The sequence below is a fragment of the Pseudomonas sp. B35(2017) genome (assembly GCF_002113645.1).
In the GTDB taxonomy this organism is placed as follows: Bacteria; Pseudomonadota; Gammaproteobacteria; order Pseudomonadales; family Pseudomonadaceae; genus Aquipseudomonas; species Aquipseudomonas ekonensis.
Map to the genome: position 1 here is coordinate 159,237 of NZ_NEIZ01000003.1, position 17,165 is coordinate 176,401.

Annotated in this window: 23 protein-coding genes; 19 read left to right on the forward strand and 4 right to left on the reverse strand. The window is 64.7% G+C overall.

The genetic code is table 11. The annotated features are described in order from the left end of the window. The first annotated feature begins 406 nt into the window (after nt 1-406). The 14 genes from CAG41_RS07300 (at nt 407) to recX (ending at nt 10,143) form a co-directional block, all read left to right on the forward strand. Nucleotides 407-832: a phage tail assembly chaperone gene (locus CAG41_RS07300; RefSeq protein WP_085706815.1), complete on the forward strand. Its 426-nt coding sequence runs from the start codon at nt 407-409 to the stop codon at nt 830-832. Nucleotides 833-885: 53 nt separating this feature from the next. Further along, nucleotides 886-1,980 (forward strand): phage tail protein, encoded by a 1,095-nt coding sequence (locus CAG41_RS07305; protein ID WP_085706816.1) that lies wholly within the window; start codon nt 886-888, stop codon nt 1,978-1,980. Between the two features lie 7 nt (nt 1,981-1,987). Continuing rightward, nucleotides 1,988-2,554 carry a tail fiber assembly protein gene (locus tag CAG41_RS07310; protein WP_085706817.1) on the forward strand — a complete coding sequence of 189 codons (567 nt, stop codon included), beginning with the start codon at nt 1,988-1,990 and terminating at the stop codon, nt 2,552-2,554. Nucleotides 2,555-2,574: 20 nt separating this feature from the next. Further along, nucleotides 2,575-3,501 (forward strand): hypothetical protein, encoded by a 927-nt coding sequence (locus CAG41_RS07315; protein WP_085706818.1) that lies wholly within the window; start codon nt 2,575-2,577, stop codon nt 3,499-3,501. Beyond that, nucleotides 3,501-3,953, forward strand: a complete 453-nt coding sequence (locus CAG41_RS07320; protein WP_085581508.1) for a hypothetical protein — start codon at nt 3,501-3,503, stop codon at nt 3,951-3,953. Before CAG41_RS07315 ends, CAG41_RS07320 begins: the two co-directional genes overlap by 1 nt. A gap of 42 nt (nt 3,954-3,995) precedes the next feature. Beyond that, complete coding sequence (locus CAG41_RS07325) at nt 3,996-4,892, forward strand: phage tail protein (RefSeq protein WP_085632117.1); 897 nt, start codon at nt 3,996-3,998, stop codon at nt 4,890-4,892. Then, nucleotides 4,893-5,339, forward strand: a complete 447-nt coding sequence (locus tag CAG41_RS07330) for a phage tail assembly chaperone (RefSeq protein ID WP_085581512.1) — start codon at nt 4,893-4,895, stop codon at nt 5,337-5,339. 14 nt (nt 5,340-5,353) lie between these two features. Next, on the forward strand, nt 5,354-6,556 hold the full coding sequence (locus tag CAG41_RS07335) for a carbohydrate-binding protein CenC (protein ID WP_085581514.1): 1,203 nt from the start codon (nt 5,354-5,356) through the stop codon (nt 6,554-6,556). Nucleotides 6,557-6,564: 8 nt separating this feature from the next. After that, the gene (locus CAG41_RS07340; RefSeq protein ID WP_085632121.1) at nt 6,565-6,762 is read left to right on the forward strand and encodes a hypothetical protein; all 198 of its coding nucleotides are present in this window, start codon (nt 6,565-6,567) and stop codon (nt 6,760-6,762) included. 106 nt (nt 6,763-6,868) lie between these two features. Continuing rightward, nucleotides 6,869-7,432 (forward strand): glycoside hydrolase family 19 protein, encoded by a 564-nt coding sequence (locus tag CAG41_RS07345; protein WP_085581518.1) that lies wholly within the window; start codon nt 6,869-6,871, stop codon nt 7,430-7,432. Beyond that, entirely contained in the window at nt 7,414-7,950 is a 537-nt protein-coding gene (locus CAG41_RS07350; protein ID WP_085581520.1) for a lysis system i-spanin subunit Rz, read from the forward strand. Before CAG41_RS07345 ends, CAG41_RS07350 begins: the two co-directional genes overlap by 19 nt. Nucleotides 7,951-8,018: 68 nt before the next feature. Further along, nucleotides 8,019-8,519, forward strand: coding sequence for a CinA family protein (locus tag CAG41_RS07355; RefSeq protein ID WP_085581522.1), 501 nt, complete (start codon nt 8,019-8,021; stop codon nt 8,517-8,519). A gap of 83 nt (nt 8,520-8,602) precedes the next feature. After that, complete coding sequence (gene recA / locus CAG41_RS07360) at nt 8,603-9,664, forward strand: recombinase RecA (RefSeq protein WP_085581524.1); 1,062 nt, start codon at nt 8,603-8,605, stop codon at nt 9,662-9,664. An 8-nt stretch (nt 9,665-9,672) separates the two neighbouring features. Next, on the forward strand, nt 9,673-10,143 hold the full coding sequence (gene recX, locus CAG41_RS07365) for a recombination regulator RecX (protein ID WP_085581525.1): 471 nt from the start codon (nt 9,673-9,675) through the stop codon (nt 10,141-10,143). A 46-nt stretch (nt 10,144-10,189) separates the two neighbouring features. Here the strand turns inward: recX and CAG41_RS07370 are convergent, their stop codons facing one another. Then, nucleotides 10,190-11,305, reverse strand: coding sequence for a TIGR00730 family Rossman fold protein (locus CAG41_RS07370; protein WP_085581527.1), 1,116 nt, complete (start codon nt 11,303-11,305; stop codon nt 10,190-10,192). Between the two features lie 352 nt (nt 11,306-11,657). Here CAG41_RS07370 and CAG41_RS07375 point away from each other — a divergent pair, with 352 nt between their 5' ends. Further along, nucleotides 11,658-11,852, forward strand: coding sequence for a hypothetical protein (locus CAG41_RS07375; RefSeq protein WP_085581529.1), 195 nt, complete (start codon nt 11,658-11,660; stop codon nt 11,850-11,852). Here CAG41_RS07375 and CAG41_RS07380 read toward each other — a convergent pair whose 3' ends face one another. Continuing rightward, nucleotides 11,853-12,278, reverse strand: a complete 426-nt coding sequence (locus tag CAG41_RS07380) for a PA3611 family quorum-sensing-regulated virulence factor (RefSeq protein WP_085581531.1) — start codon at nt 12,276-12,278, stop codon at nt 11,853-11,855. Between the two features lie 189 nt (nt 12,279-12,467). Between CAG41_RS07380 and CAG41_RS07385 the strand changes: the two genes are divergently transcribed. The 3 genes from CAG41_RS07385 (at nt 12,468) to CAG41_RS07395 (ending at nt 14,524) form a co-directional block, all read left to right on the forward strand. After that, nucleotides 12,468-13,211, forward strand: a complete 744-nt coding sequence (locus tag CAG41_RS07385) for a tRNA-uridine aminocarboxypropyltransferase (RefSeq protein WP_085581533.1) — start codon at nt 12,468-12,470, stop codon at nt 13,209-13,211. Between the two features lie 224 nt (nt 13,212-13,435). Then, on the forward strand, nt 13,436-14,086 hold the full coding sequence (gene erdR, locus CAG41_RS07390) for a response regulator transcription factor ErdR (RefSeq protein ID WP_085581536.1): 651 nt from the start codon (nt 13,436-13,438) through the stop codon (nt 14,084-14,086). Between the two features lie 75 nt (nt 14,087-14,161). Further along, nucleotides 14,162-14,524: a diacylglycerol kinase gene (locus tag CAG41_RS07395; RefSeq protein WP_085581538.1), complete on the forward strand. Its 363-nt coding sequence runs from the start codon at nt 14,162-14,164 to the stop codon at nt 14,522-14,524. On the opposite strand, the gene CAG41_RS07400 is transcribed toward CAG41_RS07395, so the two are convergent. Next, nucleotides 14,521-15,447: a LysR family transcriptional regulator gene (locus CAG41_RS07400; protein ID WP_085581540.1), complete on the reverse strand. Its 927-nt coding sequence runs from the start codon at nt 15,445-15,447 to the stop codon at nt 14,521-14,523. The genes CAG41_RS07395 and CAG41_RS07400 overlap by 4 nt on opposite strands. Nucleotides 15,448-15,594: 147 nt before the next feature. Between CAG41_RS07400 and fpr the strand changes: the two genes are divergently transcribed. After that, nucleotides 15,595-16,374 carry a ferredoxin-NADP reductase gene (gene fpr / locus CAG41_RS07405; protein ID WP_003222277.1) on the forward strand — a complete coding sequence of 260 codons (780 nt, stop codon included), beginning with the start codon at nt 15,595-15,597 and terminating at the stop codon, nt 16,372-16,374. 91 nt (nt 16,375-16,465) lie between these two features. Here fpr and tsaA read toward each other — a convergent pair whose 3' ends face one another. Further along, the gene (gene tsaA / locus CAG41_RS07410) at nt 16,466-17,164 is read right to left on the reverse strand and encodes a tRNA (N6-threonylcarbamoyladenosine(37)-N6)-methyltransferase TrmO (RefSeq protein WP_085581542.1); all 699 of its coding nucleotides are present in this window, start codon (nt 17,162-17,164) and stop codon (nt 16,466-16,468) included. Nucleotide 17,165 lies beyond the last annotated feature (1 nt).

Below are 17,165 nucleotides of genomic sequence, written 5' to 3' on the forward strand. Positions count from 1 at the left end.
GCGACCGAGTCGGTGCTGGGCTGGGCGCGGATCGCCACCCAGGCGCAGGTCAATGCCGGCGCCGATGACGCCACCGTCGTGACGCCGAAGAAACTGCGGCTGGGGGTCACCTACAGCTTCGGGGAAAACGGCTACGTCGTGTTCCCCGCCTGGATGGGCGGTTTCACCATCCAATGGGTCTTGGTCACGATCAGCGTGGACAAAGGCTACGTGTCCAAGTCTTGGCCGCTGGCCTTCAAGAACCAGTGCAGCGGTGCCTGGGCGAGTTATTCGCACGCCGGGAACGCCCCCTATCTGGACATCACCACGCCGCCGTTGGTGACCTATTTCGACGTGAATCAGGTGCAGGTGATGAGCAACTCCGGCGGCACGGGCTTCATCAGCGTCGTGAGCGTGGGGAACTGAAATGAAACGATTCTATAGCCGTACGACAGGCAACACCTATCTGGCCGGTCATCACACTTCACTGCCGGACGATGCCGTCGAAATCGACGATGAGCGCTACGAGACGGTGATCGCCAATCCGGCGGCGGGAACCGAGCGGTCTCACGACGACCAGGGGCTGCCGGTGTTGATCGAGGCCGCGCCGGTCTCGGACGAGCAAACGGCGCGGCAGGCCAAGGCCTGGCGCGACAAGGAGTTCGATCGGGTGGTCTGGCTGCGTGACCGCCATCGGGATGAAGTCGAGTTGATGAAGTCCACCACGCTGTCGGACGCCGAATACCAGTCGCTGTTGGTTTATCTGCAAGCGCTGCGCAAGTGGCCGCAGACGAAGAAATTTCCTTCCGCACGCTCCCGGCCGAAGAAACCCGCCTGGCTGAAAGCCGAGTGAGCCGTGGCCGCCTCGCCGGCCCCGCAACCATGATTCAGATAAAGGATTGAAGTATGGATTATCCAAAAAGCGTCCCCAGCGTCGGCCTGGTCGACGGCCGGTTCGTCGATGAAAACCCGGTGGCAGGCACGCCGGGCTCGTTGATTCCGGCGGTGTGGGGCAACAGCGTGACCCAGGAGATCCTGGGCGTCATCACCGGCGGCGGGCTGGTCGCCTCCGAAGCGGACACCGGTCAGCTGTACAAGGCGATCCAGTCGATCGTCGGGGGCTACAGTCCGATGCGTTCGGTGGTGACTCGGCTCGTGGCATCGAAGGCCCTGACGGAGCCGGAACTGGGGCTGGTGCTCATCGATGGCGGGCAGGGCGCCGTGACCGTGACGCTGCCGGCGGCGACGCCGGGGCTCGGTGTGCGTGACGTGATCGTGCGCCGGCAGGACAACGGCGGCAACCGAATGGTCATCCAGGCCTCGGGCAGCGACCGGATCCGTTTTCACACGCACCTGTCCGCCGGCGGCTATCCGTTCTTGGTGCTGATGGGCGGCGGCGACTGGTGGCAGCTGCGCAGCGACGGGGCCGGCAGCTGGTGGCCGGTCGGCCGGTTCGACAACACCCCGCTGGGGCGACCGTTCTTCGAGACTACCGCGTTGCTGAGCCCCGGCGGTTACGGTGCGCTCAATGGCGCCGTGATGAAGCGCGCCGAATGGCCATGGCTGTGGGATCACGCCCAGTTGTCCGGAATGCTGGGTACCGAGGCTGCCCGGACGGGCAACGAAGGCAAGTGGACGTCCGGCGATGGCTCGACGACCTTCCGCGGCCCTGAAGGGCGGGGCGAGTTCCTGAGGGTTCTGGACGAGGGGCGTGGCGTGGATTCCAACCGTGTCATGGGCGGGTTCCAGGCAGGCTCCACGCACTCTTTTGCCATGGGGGCCAATGGTGGCGGAGCGGTGGGGTCGCGCTGGACGGACAGCTTGGCCGCCTACGGTGCCGACACCCGCGAAGACCCCCAGTTCTTGTCGGGGTTGAGCAATGGCGGGCCGATCTACCCTGCCGGCACCAACTATCAGATGGATGCTGCCGGCACGCTGTTGTACACGTTCAAGTCACGTCCTCGCAACATCGCCTATCCCGGCCGCATCAAACTCATTTGAGGTTCCCATGTTCAATTATTTGACTGATGGCTCGGGCGCCCTGTCCGGGCCTGTCGAGTTTCCCGTCACGCCCGGCATCGGCATTCAATTGCCCGCCAATGCCGTGGAGCTGGCGTTCGAGTTGCCGGAGCCGGAATCCGGCCGCACCTGGGCATTGATCAACGGTATCCCACGGGAAGTGATCGACCGGCGTGGCCTGGCGTACCGCAAGGACGGCGGCGCCCAGCAGATCTGGTCCGAGCTTGGCGAACTGCCCGAAACCCTCACGGCGCAACCGTACCCCGGCGAGTTCCATGTCTGGCGCGACGACGCTTGGCGGCCGGACGAACTGGCGCGCACCGAGAGCTCGAAAAAACAAGCGCTGGAAAGACGCGACACCCTGCTGCGCGACGCGGTCCTGCGCATCGCCCCGCTGCAGTACGCCGTCGACATCGGCGACGCCGTACCGGAAGAGCAGCAGCGGCTGCTCGACTGGAAACGCTACAGCGTGGAACTCAACCGCATCGACAGGCAGGCCGGCTTCCCTGACGGCGTCGACTGGCCTGCCGTCCCGGGCACTGCCGCGGAGCACTGATCGCACACAGGACATGAGCAATGGACTACCCCAAAAGCATCCCCGGCGTCGGCCTGGTCAACGGCGGTTTCATCGATGAAAACCCCGTGGCCGGTACGCCGGGCTCGTTGATCCCCGCTGCGTGGGGCAACAGCGTGACGCAAGAAATCCTCAACGCCATCAAGGCGGCCGGGCTGACGCCCGACGAAACCCGCAACGATCAGCTCGCCTCGGCCATCGGTGCCCTGGTCGACTTCACCAAACTGAGAAACACCCCGACCACGCTGAGCGGCTACGGCATCACCGATGCGACCGGACGGCTATTGGCGGTCAAGCAGTTCGACACGGTCGGGATCACGGTGTACCAGCCTGATCCCAGGGCCAAGCGGATCCGCGTGAGATTGATCGGGGCTGGCGGCTCCGGGGGCGGATGCGGGCCGGTGCCGGCCAACTCCCTGGCCATCGGCGGAGGCGGCGGATCGGGCGCCTACGGCGAGAGCTTCTATGACGTCACTGCGCAAATGCTCGCCGGCGTGCCGGTTTCGCTGGGCGCGGGAGGTGCCGCGCGCAACGCGGCCGGGCAGGCGGGCGGTGGCGCTTCCTTCGGCGCTTACATGAGTGCGGCAGGCGGCGGGGGCGGGCAGGTGCTGACCGTTGCAGTGACGGCGACAGCTTCCGGTTTCGTGCAGGGCGGCGTGGGCGGCCTGACCGTCACCGGCGGCAACCTGGCCAATGCCCGCGGCAACACCGGAAGCTTTGCGATGTTCAACAACAATTGGGGAATGCTCTCCGGCGGCGGTGGCGCAAGCCCGTTCGACGGCGGCGGCACGTTCACCGGCGTCAACGGAAACGGTTGGCCCGGCGTCCGTGGATCGGGCGGCAGCGGTGCCTGCTCGAACAGTGCCTCCACCTCTTTCGTGAGCGGTGCGGGCGGTAACGCTTTCTGTGAAATCTGGGAGTACGCGTAATGGCCCTGTATGCACGGGTGGAAAACGGCATTGCCGTCGAGCTGATCGACACCGGGGACTACGCGATCACTCAGCTGTACGCCCCGTCCTTCGTCGAGTCGATGGTGCAGGTGCCTGAGGGCGCCGAGGTCGAGATCGGTGCGCCGCTGGGCGATATCCGGCGGGCCGCCGAACCGGCGCCCGCGTCGGTCGCGTCGGTGCCAGTAGCACCGGCCATTACGGAAGAACCGTCGCGGGCGCAGGAAAAGGCCTGGCGCGAGTCCGTGCTGGCGGACACCCAATGGCTGATGGCGCGCCACCGCGACGAGCAGGAGCTCGGCCGCGCGCCGACCCTGGCCGCGCCGCAGTACCTGGCGCTGCTCCAGTACCGTCAGGCCCTGCGCGATTGGCCAGGTGCCGGCGCAACCCAGCGGCCGGCGGCTCCGCCATGGCTGGGTGCCGACGGCGGTTGACGCCATCGCGGCGCCTGTCATTTCAATATCAGGAGAAGAACAGTGGATTATCCGAACAATGTACCCAGCGCCGGTCTGGTGGACGGCCAATTCGTCGATGAGGATCCGGTCTCGGGCAAGCCGGGGTCGCTGATTCCGGCCAGTTGGGGCAACGGCGTCACCCAGGAACTGCTGAATGTCATCCGCACGGCCGGCATCACGCCGACCGAGGCGGCTAATGACCAGCTGCTCAAGGCGTTACGCAGCAGCAAGCTGTTTGTCACCCCGCCGCAGTTCGACAACGGCCAGTCGGTCGCGACCACCGGGTTCGTGACCCGCAGCGGCCTGCAGTTTTCCGGTTTCTCGTCCTATGCGGTGAGCACCGCCCTCAGCGCATCGAGCGTGGGCGGCGTGGCCAGTTTCGCCAGCGGGACGCCGATCACGGCGACCTTGCCGTCCATCGCCGGGCTTGCCCATGGCAGCACCGTGCATGTCATCAACGCCGGCAACGGCGTCCTGACCATCAATCCCGCCGCCAGCGAAACCATCGAAACCTGCAACGGCACCTTCGGCGCGCTGAAGCTCGGCATCGGCGACAGCGCCCAATTCATCAAGCTCAGCGGCCAGTGGCGCCTGTACGGCGGTTCGGTCAGCGACCGGTACGCCACGGCCCATTTCGGCGTCTACGGCAATGTCGGGTATCAGCGCTATCCCAGCGGCAACATCGAGCAATGGGGAGTCGGCACCTCAAATGCCGACGGCAACGTTTTCGTCACCTTTCCCATTTCGTTCCCGACGGCGTTTTCGTCCCTCGTGGCCACTCACTCGGGCGGCGATGCGGCGATGGTCGCCCTGGTCGGCGGCAGCGTCACCCAGCAGGGCTGCACGCTGAGAATCCGCAACAGCGCAGGGCAAGTGCAGCAGGGCTGGAGCGTGAATTACTTTGCGAAGGGGTATTGAATGAACGCGTTCAAAGTGTTGTTCAGCGCCAGCACCCGGGGCGTCTATGTACCGGGCATCAACTCGTCGGACATTCCCGGCGACGTCATCGAGATTCCCCAGGACTACTGGATTTCCCTGCTGCAGCAGCAGGCGGTCGTGGCGAAGGTCATCGGCGTCAATCCCAACAACGGCTTTCCGGTGCTGACCGATCCGCCGCCGCTGACGCCCGACGAGGCCGCCGACGCCGAACGCCGCTGGCGCGACGCGCAACTGGCCGCCACCGACGGCCTGGTGGCCCGTGACCGCGACGAGCTGGAGGACGGCGGCGGCACCACCCTGACCACCGAGCAATACACCGAACTGCAAACCTACCGGCGTGCGCTGCGGGACTGGCCGCAGGGCTCGTTCTTTCCGTTCAGCGAGCATCGTCCGGCAGCGCCGCGCTGGTTGGCTTCGGCGATCTGACCCAGGAGATTCACATGGACTATCCCAAGCGCATTCCTGGCTCAGGGCTGGTGAACGGCCGATTCGTCGACGAAGACGCGATCGCCGGAACGCCGGGTTCCCTGATTCCGGCCAGTTGGGGCAACAGCGTCACTGAAGAGATCCTCAATGCGATCACCGCTGCCGGACTGACGCCGGACGAGGAGCAGACCGATCAGTTGGCCAGGGCCATCCGCCAGCTGGCCAAGCCGGATCCGCTGCAGCAGTTTCCGGTGCAGGTGTACCGCAAGAACGTGCTGATCAACGGCGGTTTCGATATCTGGCAACGCGGGACCGCCAACCCGGCACCGAACATCGGCGGCTTCGTGGCCGACCGTTTCCGTTGCGACTGGAACGGCAATGCCGGTGTCGCGATCAGCCGGCAAAGCTTCGTTCCCGGTCAAGGCGAAGTCGCGGGCGAGCCTCAGGCATTTTTGCGTTGGCAGCAAACGGCGGCCGGCACCGGCTCGACCGTGCATCGCATTTCCCAGAACGTCGAATCGGTCAGGACGTTGGCGGGCAGGACGGCGACCGTTTCGTTCTGGGCCCGTTCCGACGCGGCCCGGCAACTGCGGGTCATGATCTTCCAGAACTTCGGCGCGGCCGGTTCGGAAACGGTCGAGCGAGCGGTCGGCGACGTTCAGGTCGGCACTGCCTGGGCCCAGTACAGCGTTTCATTTCAGGTGCCGGGCCTCGCCGGAAAGATGCTGGGGGCGAACCATCACCTGAGGCTGGCCTTCGACCTGCCGCTCAATGTGCTGCAGACCGTGGATCTGGCCCGGATCCAGCTGGAGGAGGGGCCGGTGCCGACGCCTTTCGAACGCCGCACCGAAGCGCAGGAACTGAGCGACTGCCAACGCTATTTCGAGCGCTCGTTCACGGGGGGACTGCCGATCCGGGCGAACAACGGCTCCGGCACCTGCATCTCGACATTCACTCAAGTCCCGGCCGCCAACACCGGCCAGTACGGCATGACGATCGGCATGCTGGTGCAGAAGCGCGTCCTGCCGACGGTCGTGGCCTACTGCCCGGGTGAAAACAGCGCCCAGGTCTGGAACCAGTCGATCGGCAAACCCTGTACCGGAACATTCCTGCAGGGCCTGACGGACCGTGCGATCTCGTTCGCCACCGTCACGCCCGTCGGCAGCGCCCCCGGACAGACCCTGCAGATCGAATGGACGGCCGATGCCGAAATCTAGGAGGAACGATGGACTATCGACTGACCGCACAAGGCGTGATGCGCCTGAGCGACGCGGCCTACATTCCGCAGGATCCGGGCAACCGCGACTGGCTCGAGTATCAGGCGTGGCTGGCGGCGGGAGGGCAGGTGCTGCCCCGGCTTGACGATCCCGACGCAGAGGAACCGCAGCGCGGCGTCCTGGGCTTTTTCAAGCGCATCATTTAAACCCTTCATTAAAGGATCAAGCGTGAAAACTCTGGAAAACAACTGGTTGGCGAGTTTCTCCCGCCAACCGTGATTCAATCGCAGTATCCAGGGAGGATCGAACATCATGCCAATCACCGAAAACCAGCTTGTCAGCATCATGCCGAACGCCCGCTCCCAAGCGGGCGTTTTCGTTCCGGCGCTCAACGCCGCCATGGCCCGCCAGCGCATCGACACGCCCAAGCGCATTGCCGCATTCCTGGCCCAGGTCGGCCATGAGTCGGGCCAGTTGCGCTACGTGCGGGAACTGGGCAGCCAGCAGTACCTGAGCAAATACGACACCGGCGCCCTCGCGGCCCGGTTGGGCAACACCCCCGAAGCCGACGGCGACGGGCAGAAATACTGCGGCCGAGGGCTGATCCAGATCACCGGCCGCGCCAACTATCGGCAATGCAGCCTCGGGCTGTTCGGCGACGAACGCCTGCTGGCCCTGCCGGAACTGCTGGAGCAGCCGCAATGGGCGGCCGAGTCCGCCGCGTGGTTCTGGGCGCAGAACGGCTTGAACGAACTGGCCGACCGCGACCAGTTCAATACCATCACCCGGCGCATCAACGGCGGGCTCAACGGCCTGCAGGACCGTCTGGAGCTCTGGGGGCGGGCGAGGGCGGTGCTATGCCCGGTCTCGGCCTGAACCTCTGGCGGCTGGCCGGCATCGCGCTGCTGGCCGTCGCGGCGGCGGCGCTGGCCTGGCGGTTCCAGGACTGGCGCTACGGCCGGCGACTGGCCGAACAGGCCCTTGAACATGCCCAAGTCCTCAATCGACTCACCCTGACGGCCGCCGCCGCGCAACAGGCCGAACAGGACAAGCGCCTGGCCCTGGAGCAACGGCTCCAGGCCAGCGAACAGACCCACTACCGAGCGCTCAATGATGCCCAACGTGATCAGGCTCGCCTGCGCGACCGCCTTGCCACTGCTGATCTGCGCCTGTCAGTCCTCGTCGATGCCGGCGACGTTGCCCATGGCTGCGACCTGCCCGCCGCCCCCGGCGCCGGCGGCGTGGATCATGCAGCCCTACGCGCCCGACTTGACCCGGCGCATGCTCAACGAATTGTCGCCATCACCGACGAAGGCGACCGCGGACTGATCGCCCTGCAGGCCTGCCAGGCCTATGTCAGGACCCTGGCGCCCGCACCTTCACATCTTGAATGAGCCTGCGCCTTGCATGCGCCATGGGCTCGTGTACGGTGGTGCACATCCCATCCGATCCGGAGTGCGCCGTGAAAGAAATCACCCAACTGGCCGCCGAACTTGGCCGGCGCCTGCAGTTGCTCAACGCCCACGTCACCACCGCCGAGTCCTGCACCGGCGGCGGGATCGCCGAGGCGATCACCCGCATTCCCGGCAGCTCGGCATGGTTCGAGGCCGGCTACGTGACGTATTCCAACCGGCAGAAGACCTTGCAGCTGAATGTGCCGGCGGAGCTGTTCCCGACCGTGGGCGCGGTCAGCCGCGAAGTGGTCGAGGCCATGGTGCGCGGTGCCCAGGCCAACAGCCGGGCGCGCTTCGCCGTGGCGGTCAGCGGCGTGGCCGGGCCGGACGGCGGTTCGCCGAACAAACCGGTGGGCACGGTGTGGCTGGCCTGGGGCGCGGGCGATACGGTGTGCAGCGAGGTGCAGCACTTCCCCGGCACCCGTGACGACGTCCGCCGACAAACGGTGAAGGCCGCGCTAGAGGGGTTGCTGCGACTGACGGCACGAGAAATCGAAAATCAGGGGTAGGCGATCCTCGAACGCTGTGGAATAATACTGGCTACTTATACAGGTGTTGGCCGTCAGGCCTTATTGATTACGTGAGGACTTTAATGGACGACAACAAGAAGAAAGCCTTGGCTGCGGCCCTGGGTCAGATCGAACGTCAATTCGGCAAGGGTGCCGTAATGCGTATGGGCGATCAGGACCGTCAGGCGATCCCGGCCATTTCCACCGGCTCTCTGGGTCTGGACATCGCACTGGGCATCGGCGGCCTGCCAAAAGGCCGGATCATCGAGATCTACGGCCCTGAATCGTCCGGTAAGACCACCTTGACGCTGTCCGTGATCGCCCAGGCCCAGAAGGCCGGCGCGACCTGCGCCTTCGTCGACGCCGAACACGCCCTGGATCCCGAGTACGCCGGCAAGTTGGGCGTCAACGTCGACGACCTGCTGGTCTCCCAGCCGGACACCGGCGAGCAGGCCCTGGAAATCACCGACATGCTGGTGCGCTCCAACGCCGTTGACGTGATCATCGTCGACTCCGTGGCCGCGCTGGTGCCGAAGGCTGAGATCGAAGGCGAAATGGGTGACATGCACGTGGGCCTGCAAGCCCGTCTGATGTCCCAGGCGCTGCGCAAGATCACCGGCAACATCAAGAACGCCAACTGCCTGGTGATCTTCATCAACCAGATCCGCATGAAGATCGGCGTGATGTTCGGCAGCCCGGAAACCACCACCGGCGGTAACGCGCTCAAGTTCTACGCTTCGGTTCGTCTCGACATCCGCCGCACCGGCGCGGTGAAGGAAGGCGACGAAGTGGTCGGCAGCGAAACCCGCGTCAAGGTCGTGAAGAACAAGGTCGCTTCGCCGTTCCGTCAGGCTGAGTTCCAGATCCTGTACGGCAAGGGCATCTACCTCAACGGCGAGATGATCGACCTGGGCGTGTTGCACGGCTTCGTCGAGAAGTCCGGCGCCTGGTATGCCTACAACGGCACCAAGATCGGTCAGGGCAAGGCCAACTCGGCCAAGTACCTGGCGGACAACCCGGACGTCGCCGCCGCGCTCGAGAAGCAACTGCGCGACAAGCTGCTGTCTTCGTCGGCCGTTGCAGATGCCAAGGCTGGCGCTTCGGTCACTGAGACCGAAGACGACATGGCTGACGCCGACATCTGATTGCAGCGATGACGACCGCCGTACTCGATACCCTCGTCGCGGTGCGGCGAACCGCCATGGACCTGCTCGCACGACGCGAGCACGGTCGGGTCGAACTGACGCGCAAGCTGCGTCAGCGCGGCGCCCCGGATGAAATGATCGAATCCGCCCTCGACCGTTTGACGGAAGAGGGCCTGCTCAGCGAAGCCCGCTACCTCGAAAGCTTTGTCTCCTACCGCGCCCGCGCCGGCTACGGCCCGATGCGGATTCGTGAAGAGTTGAGCCAACGTGGTTTGCAGCGTGCCGACATCGACCTCGCCTTGCGCGAGAGCGCTATCCCTTGGCAGGCGCAACTGGAGGATACGTGGCGACGCAAGTTCTCCGGGCAATTGCCTGCAGACGCCAAGGAACGGGCCAAGCAAGGCCGCTTCCTGGCCTACAGGGGATTCTCGATGGAGATGATCAACCGCTTGTTCAGCGGTCGAGGGATGGACGATTAAATGAAAACGGCCCGCTATTTCGATAGCGGGCCGTTTTTTTTTGCCCTCACGTTGCCTTCGAGGGCTCCCGGCTGCGTTGAGGGGTTTGCGGTCTGGACCGGGCCCAGTTTTCCGGCAGGTTGATGTAGTCCACCAACTCACGCAGCCGTCCGTGGTTCCGGGCGTTGAACGCGAACGTCAGCCGCGCGAGATGGCTGAACTGGGCCTCGTCTTCTTCGCTGTTGAAGGTGTGCTGGTGGAACCGGTCGCTCAGGCACAGGTCGGCGAAGGCGTCCTGCATGTGGGCCAGGGCCTGGTCGCTGAGCCTGTGGTTCATGCGGATCAGGAACTGGCGCTTGAGCCAGCGGCTGGAGTGGAAGTTGCCGTAGAACTGCTGGATCTGCTCCACCGCCTCCTCGGCGCTGAAGACCAGGCGCATCAGTTTCAGGTCGGTCGGCAGGATATAGCGGTTGTCCTCCAGTTGTTGGCGGATGAAGTCCAGTGCGCTCTGCCAGAACGTGCCGCCCGGTGCGTCCAGCAGCACCACCGGCACCAGCGGGCTTTTGCCGGTCTGGATCAGGGTCAGCACTTCGAGCGCTTCGTCCAGGGTGCCGAAGCCCCCCGGGCACAGCACCAGCGCATCGGCTTCCTTGACGAAGAACAGCTTGCGGGTGAAGAAAAAGTGAAACGGCAGCAGGTTGCCGGTGCCGCCCACGGTCGGATTGGCATGCTGCTCGAAGGGCAGGGTGATGTTGAACCCCAGGCTGTGGTCGCGGCCGGCGCCTTCATGGGCGGCGGCCATGATCCCGCCGCCGGCGCCGGTGATGACCATCATGCCCGAGCGGGCAAGCCCGGCGCCCAGTTCACGGGCCAGGGCATACAGCGGGTGCTCCACCGGCGTGCGCGCCGAGCCGAACACCGTGACCTTGCGCCGTCCCTTGAACTGTTCGAGGGTGCGGAACGACTGCTCCAGTTCGCGCAGGGCCTGCAGGGTGATCTTGGCGTTCCAGCGGTTGTGGTCGTCCTGGGCCATGCGCAGCACGGTCAGGATCATGTCGCGGTAGATGGGGAGGTTGGGGCTGTCAGGTGAAACCAGGTTGAGTTGTTCTTCGACCTTGCCGACGAGGTCGTGGCCGCTTTCCTGAAAATGCCGGCTGAGCAGGTCATTCGGTTGGTAAGGCATTCAACGTCTCCTTCTGCACAGAGCCCTTGTGCCCTGACGAGCGGCGTCAGTGCCGCGCTGCAAAACAATGTCCGGCGGGCAGCTCCTTCCTGCCGCGGAAAAGTGAACGGGAAACACATTCAATCTAGACCGTCGCAAGACAGTTCGCCGACTTCATCATTGCGCCGCAAAGTCTTTGCCGGCAACCGCTTATTGTCGCTTTGCAAGGTGCTTTCACCGCTCGTCCGAAGCCGTGCCGGACGGCCGATGCTCTGATTTACTAAGTTACAGGCGCGGTGCGACAGGTTTGCGTCAGCGGCCGTACACGGGGCGCATGCGATTCAAGGATTTGCGGGTGGCAAGGAGGCGGAACATGGCCAGAGTCATTCTGGAGATCGATACGCAGCTGTATCGGTTGCTCAAAGCGTCGGCCGAGACCAATCATGTGAGTCTCGAGGAGGAGTGCTGCCGACGCCTGGCGGGAGGGGAGCGCCGCTCGCGCTACCTGCAGGCCTTGCTGGCCGAACTGCGCGCCGAGGATGAGCAGCGGCGCGCCAATTCCAGGTGATTACTTCTTCTTGGCCGGGCCGGGTTTCGGGCAATCCGACTCTTGGTAGCTGGCGGAACCGACCGGACGGTTGGTCTTCACTTCGGTGAAGTCGTAGCGCATGACCGCGCCCTTGGCCATCAGCTTGCGGTAGGACGGGTTGTTGCACACCGAGGCGCCCAGCTGGAAATACACGGCCTTGGGGTCGGCGCGCATCTGGTCGGCGTGGCTCTTCTGCACGCTCAGGTGGTTGATCAGCGTGGTGCCCTCGACGGTGTAGCCCTGATCGAGAATGTCTTCGTTGATCGCCCGAGGCGTGCCGACGCTGCTCTGCGTGGCGACGTTGCGCAGCTCTCTGTTCAGGTTCTGCTCACTCAGGGAGGCGGCCTGGGCGCTGAGGGAAGACGCCAGCGCAATGGCAGCGACGGGAACGGTAAGGCGCAGCATGAAACTCTCCTGGTTCAGTGACTGGTGGTTCGACCCGCCACGGGGCTGTGCGTTCAGTGGCGGCGAATTATAGGGGAGCCGGTCGGGAGGGTACAGGCTTGCGCCCGCCGCTCTGGTAGACTGCCGGCCTTTATCGCCTTGCCGAGTGCTGTTCGTGTCGAGTTCCCCTGTCTGCCGGCGTCGCCCGCAATGACCCATGCCCCCAACGCCGTGGCCCGCCTGCGCGACCAGCGCGAAGACGAAGGCATCAAGCCGATCCAGGCCCGTGGCTGGCGCGCGCCCCGTTGCCGCGATTGCCGGGTGATCCAGAGCCATTGCCTGTGCGCGTGGCGCCCGAAGGTCGAATCCCGTTCCGGGGTCTGCCTGATCATGACCGGCAAGGAAGTGTTCAAACCCAGCAACACCGGCTGGCTGATCGCCGACGTGGTGCGCGACAACCATGCCTTCATCTGGTCGCGTACCGACACCGACGAACAGCTGCTTGCGCTGCTCAACGATCCGCAGCGGCAACCGTACCTGGTGTTCCCCGGCGAGTACGTCGAGCCGTCCCGGGTGACGCACACCGTGACGCCCGACGGCGGCAAGCGCCCGCTGTTCATCTTGCTGGACGCGACCTGGACCGAGGCCCGCAAGATCTTCCGCAAGAGCCCGTACTTCGACCGGTTGCCGATCCTCAGCCTGCTGCCCGACCGGCTGTCGCGCTACCGCCTGCGCCGCTCCACCCGCAGCGAGCACCTGTGCACCGCCGAAGTCGCGGCGCTGTGCCTGGAGCTGGCGGGCGATTCGGACGCCGCTTCGGCGCTGGACGCCTATTTCGACGTGTTCAGCCAGCATTACCTGGGCGCCAAGCAGCAGCGGGAGGTGAATGTGTCCACCCCGGCCCACGCCGAACTGCTGCCGTTCATTGACGCCGCGCCAGCGGTGCCGGCCTGATACTGGCCCATACTGCTAAAGCAGGGGGCGTTGCGCTTGACCACCCCGTCTTCGCTGGGCATGCTTGGCGCCGGTTCGGGGGCGGCCAAGGTCTGAAACGCCGTTTTTTCCGTGATTGGCGTTGAACGTGCCCCTGTGGATACCGCTGCCTGGCGTTATCTTGAGTTGCCTTGGCATGGCCCGAATGCATCGGGCCAGCCATCAAGAACAGGATCATTTGAAAAATGGCCACATACGACATCCTGATTGCCGATGACCACCCGTTGTTTCGCAGCGCGCTGCATCAGGCGCTGACCCTGGGCCTCGGCCCGGATGTGCGGCTGGTGGAGGTGGCGAGCATCGCCGAACTGGAGGCCCGCCTGACCGAAAAGGCCGATTGGGACCTGGTGCTGCTGGACCTGAACATGCCGGGCGCCTACGGATTCTCCGGGCTGGTGCTGCTGCGCGGCCAGTACCCGCAGATTCCGGTGGTCATGGTGTCCGCCCAGGAGGAGGCCTCGGTGATGGTCAAGTCCCGGGAGTTCGGCGCCAGCGGCTTCATTCCCAAGTCCAGCGACCTGAACGTGATCCAGGAAGCGGTGCGCAAGGTGCTGGACGGCGATGTGTTCTGGCCGCCCCAGGCGTTCGAGGCCGTCAGCGTCTCCAAGGAGGCCAAGGCCGCCAGCGATGGCCTGGCCAGTCTCACGCCGCAGCAGTTCCGGGTGCTGACGATGGTCTGCGAAGGGCTGCTGAACAAGCAGATCGCCTATGAGCTGAACGTGTCGGAGGCGACCATCAAGGCTCACGTCACGGCGATCTTCCGCAAGCTGGACGTGCGCACCCGCACCCAGGCGGCGTTGCTGCTGCAACAACTTGAGTCAATTCCCAGCCAGTGAGGGCTGGCGCCTTCACGCTTTTTTGACTTTCGTTGATCTAGCTTTCCCACTTCTTTTTGGTCGGTTATCTACTTTATGTCACCTTTCAAGGGCCAGACGGGCCTCAAACGCATCCTCAACGCCTCCGGCTACTCGCTGGACGGCTTGCGCGCAGCCTTCAACGGCGAAGCGGCGTTCCGTCAACTGGTGCTGCTCAACGTAGTGCTGATTCCGCTGTCGTTCTTCCTCGACGTCAGCCGGGTCGAACAGGCGCTGCTGATCGCCGTGTGCCTGCTGGCGCTGATCGTCGAGCTGCTGAACTCGGCGGTGGAGGCGGCCATCGACCGCATTTCCCTGGAACTGCACCCGCTGTCCAAGAACGCCAAGGACATGGGCAGCGCCGCGCAGTTCGTGGCCCTGAGCATGATCGCCCTGGTCTGGGCGGTGATCCTGCTTTAAGCGATGCTGGGCAGCACGATCTCGTCGCTGCGCTGCACCCCGGCGGTGAAGGCGCGGCACAGTTCGAGGAATTCGCGCATGGCGGAGGTCTGGTACTTCTGCTTGTGCCAGATGAAGTAGAACTGCCGGGCCAGATCCAGGTCCGGTGTCTCCACCGGCACCAGGCTGCCGCGCCGGAAGGCGTCGCGCAGCGCCAGGCGCGAGATGCAGCCGATCCCCAACCCCGACTCCACCGCGCGCTTGATCGCCTCGGTGTGCTCCAGCTCCAGCCGGATGTTCAGCGCGCTGCGGTGATGACGCATGGCCTGATCGAAGGTCAGGCGCGTGCCGGAGCCTTGTTCGCGCAGGATCCACGCTTCCTGGGTCAGTTCGTCCATGGTCACGCTGCCGCGCTGGGCCAGCGGATGCTGCGGGGCGCAGAACACCACCAACTCATCCTCGACCCAGCTCTGCACTTCGATGTCCGGGTGGCTGCAATCGCCTTCGATTAGACCCAGATCAATTTCGTAGTGGGCGACCTGTTGCACGATGTTGGCGGTGTTCTGCACATGCAGCTTCACTTGGCTTTCCGGGTGGCGCTGCATGAAGCCGCCGATCAGCAGGGTCGCCAGGTAATTGCCGATGGTGAGCGTCGCGCCCACCGACAGCGAGCCGAAACCGGACTTGCCGTTGAGCAGGTCCTCGATTTCCTTGGCCTGGTCGAGCATCGCCACCGCCTGCGGCAGCAGTTGCTTGCCCAGGGCGTTGAGGCTCAGGCGCTTGCCGGCGCGGTCGAACAGCTGGCAGCTGGACTGACGCTCCAGTTCAGTGATCGAGGTGCTCGCCGCCGATTGCGACAGGTTGAGCAGCCCGGCAGCCCGGGAAACGCTTTCCTGCTGGGCCACGGCGACGAAGACTTGCAGTTGACGGAGTGTAAATCGCATATCGATATAACCGATAACCGTTATCTTGATAATCCAGTTAACAGATATTGTCGGCGCTATTAGAATGCGATGCAATTGCGCACCGTCGGCGCTCTTCGAGAGCAGTGCAGAGCAAGGCGCAGATCAATCTCCAGGAGTCCCCCGTACATGAGCAACATGAACCACGAGCGTGTCCTCAGTGTTCACCACTGGAACGACACTCTGTTCAGCTTCAAGTGCACCCGCGATCCGGGCCTGCGCTTCGAGAACGGTCAGTTCGTGATGATCGGCCTGCAACAGCCCAACGGCCGCCCGCTTATGCGCGCCTACTCGATCGCCAGCCCGAACTGGGAAGAGCATCTGGAGTTCTTCAGCATCAAGGTGCCGGATGGCCCGTTGACCTCCCAGCTGCAGCACCTGAAGGAAGGCGACGAGATCATCATCAGCAAGAAGCCGACCGGCACCCTGGTGCTGGACGACCTGAACCCGGGCAAGCACCTGTACCTGCTGAGCACCGGCACCGGCCTCGCCCCGTTCATGAGCGTGATCCAGGATCCGGAAACCTACGAGCGCTTCGAGAAAGTGATCCTGGTTCACGGCGTTCGCTACGTCAACGAAGTCGCCTACCGTGAGTTCATCACCGAGCACCTGCCGCAGAACGAGTTCTTCGGCGAAGCGCTGCGCGACAAGCTGATCTACTACCCGACCGTGACCCGCGAGCCGTTCGAGAACCAGGGCCGCCTGACTGACCTGATGCGCAGCGGCAAACTGTTCAGCGACATCGGCCTGCCGCCGATCAACCCGCAGGACGACCGCGCGATGATCTGCGGCAGCCCGAGCATGCTCGACGAGACCAGCGAAGTGCTCGACAGCTTCGGCCTGAAGATCTCGGCCCGCATGCGCGAGCCTGGCGACTACCTGATCGAGCGCGCGTTCGTCGAGAAGTAAGCCTACCCCCTGCAGGAGCGAGCACGCTCTCGCAGACATGAAAAAGCCCGCGTTGCCTTCACCGGCAGCGCGGGCTTTTTCGTTTCCGGGCTCAGGCGCCGGCGGGAACCACTTCCAGGACGCGGATCCGCTCCGGCGTCGGGTAATGCCAACGCACGTCCAGGTCCCAGAACTGCGCACCGTACTCGCGCTCAGGCTGGGGCGTCTGGTAGGCCGGGCGCGGATCCTGGGCCAGGCATTGCCCGATCAGCTCGACCAGCGGTTCGCCGAGGCGCTGGGCATGCCCGTGGGCCTGTTGCAACGCCGCCTCTGCCCATTCCACGTCAATCAGCACCGGCGCGGCGCTGGCGATGCCGTTGCAGGCTTCGGGGACGATGTCGGCGTAGGGCACGTAAGGCTTGATGTCGAGTACCGGCGTGCCGTCCAGCAGATCGATGCCGGAGATGAACAACCTGCCGGCCTCGACCTTGTCCAGTTTCACCACGGACTGGCCGATGCCGTTGGGCCGATGGGTGGCGCGGGTGGCGAACACCCCCATGGACTTGTTGCCGCCCAGGCGAGGCGGGCGCACCTTCAGCCGTGGCGTGTCCTCCAGCGCCTGATGGAACAGGAACAGCAGCCACACGTGGCTGACCTGCTCAAGGCCCTGCACCGCATCGCCCTGGTCGAACGGCGCCACCAGTTCCAGCACGCCGCGGGCGGCCGGGGCCAGTTGCGGCTGACGGGGAATGGCGAACTTCTCCTTGAAGCAGGAGCGCACGAAGCCGATGGGGGAGACGCTGTAGGCCATG

Bases quoted from the DNA above. Each gene is read 5' to 3' on its own strand.
- CAG41_RS07315 (WP_085706818.1), top strand. From the start codon at position 2,575: ATGGACTACCCCAAAAGCATCCCCGGCGTCGGCCTGGTCAACGGCGGT.
- CAG41_RS07340 (WP_085632121.1), top strand. From the start codon at position 6,565: ATGGACTATCGACTGACCGCACAAGGCGTGATGCGCCTGAGCGACGCG.
- CAG41_RS07395 (WP_085581538.1), top strand. From the start codon at position 14,162: ATGTCACCTTTCAAGGGCCAGACGGGCCTCAAACGCATCCTCAACGCC.
- CAG41_RS07320 (WP_085581508.1), top strand. From the start codon at position 3,501: ATGGCCCTGTATGCACGGGTGGAAAACGGCATTGCCGTCGAGCTGATC.
- recX (WP_085581525.1), top strand. From the start codon at position 9,673: ATGACGACCGCCGTACTCGATACCCTCGTCGCGGTGCGGCGAACCGCC.
- fpr (WP_003222277.1), top strand. From the start codon at position 15,595: ATGAGCAACATGAACCACGAGCGTGTCCTCAGTGTTCACCACTGGAAC.
- erdR (WP_085581536.1), top strand. From the start codon at position 13,436: ATGGCCACATACGACATCCTGATTGCCGATGACCACCCGTTGTTTCGC.
- CAG41_RS07305 (WP_085706816.1), top strand. From the start codon at position 886: ATGGATTATCCAAAAAGCGTCCCCAGCGTCGGCCTGGTCGACGGCCGG.
- CAG41_RS07310 (WP_085706817.1), top strand. From the start codon at position 1,988: ATGTTCAATTATTTGACTGATGGCTCGGGCGCCCTGTCCGGGCCTGTC.
- CAG41_RS07350 (WP_085581520.1), top strand. From the start codon at position 7,414: ATGCCCGGTCTCGGCCTGAACCTCTGGCGGCTGGCCGGCATCGCGCTG.
- CAG41_RS07385 (WP_085581533.1), top strand. From the start codon at position 12,468: ATGACCCATGCCCCCAACGCCGTGGCCCGCCTGCGCGACCAGCGCGAA.
- CAG41_RS07335 (WP_085581514.1), top strand. From the start codon at position 5,354: ATGGACTATCCCAAGCGCATTCCTGGCTCAGGGCTGGTGAACGGCCGA.
- tsaA (WP_085581542.1), bottom strand. From the start codon at position 17,164: ATGGCCTACAGCGTCTCCCCCATCGGCTTCGTGCGCTCCTGCTTCAAG.
- recA (WP_085581524.1), top strand. From the start codon at position 8,603: ATGGACGACAACAAGAAGAAAGCCTTGGCTGCGGCCCTGGGTCAGATC.
- CAG41_RS07300 (WP_085706815.1), top strand. From the start codon at position 407: ATGAAACGATTCTATAGCCGTACGACAGGCAACACCTATCTGGCCGGT.
- CAG41_RS07400 (WP_085581540.1), bottom strand. From the start codon at position 15,447: ATGCGATTTACACTCCGTCAACTGCAAGTCTTCGTCGCCGTGGCCCAG.
- CAG41_RS07370 (WP_085581527.1), bottom strand. From the start codon at position 11,305: ATGCCTTACCAACCGAATGACCTGCTCAGCCGGCATTTTCAGGAAAGC.
- CAG41_RS07380 (WP_085581531.1), bottom strand. From the start codon at position 12,278: ATGCTGCGCCTTACCGTTCCCGTCGCTGCCATTGCGCTGGCGTCTTCC.
- CAG41_RS07330 (WP_085581512.1), top strand. From the start codon at position 4,893: ATGAACGCGTTCAAAGTGTTGTTCAGCGCCAGCACCCGGGGCGTCTAT.
- CAG41_RS07375 (WP_085581529.1), top strand. From the start codon at position 11,658: ATGGCCAGAGTCATTCTGGAGATCGATACGCAGCTGTATCGGTTGCTC.
- CAG41_RS07345 (WP_085581518.1), top strand. From the start codon at position 6,869: ATGCCAATCACCGAAAACCAGCTTGTCAGCATCATGCCGAACGCCCGC.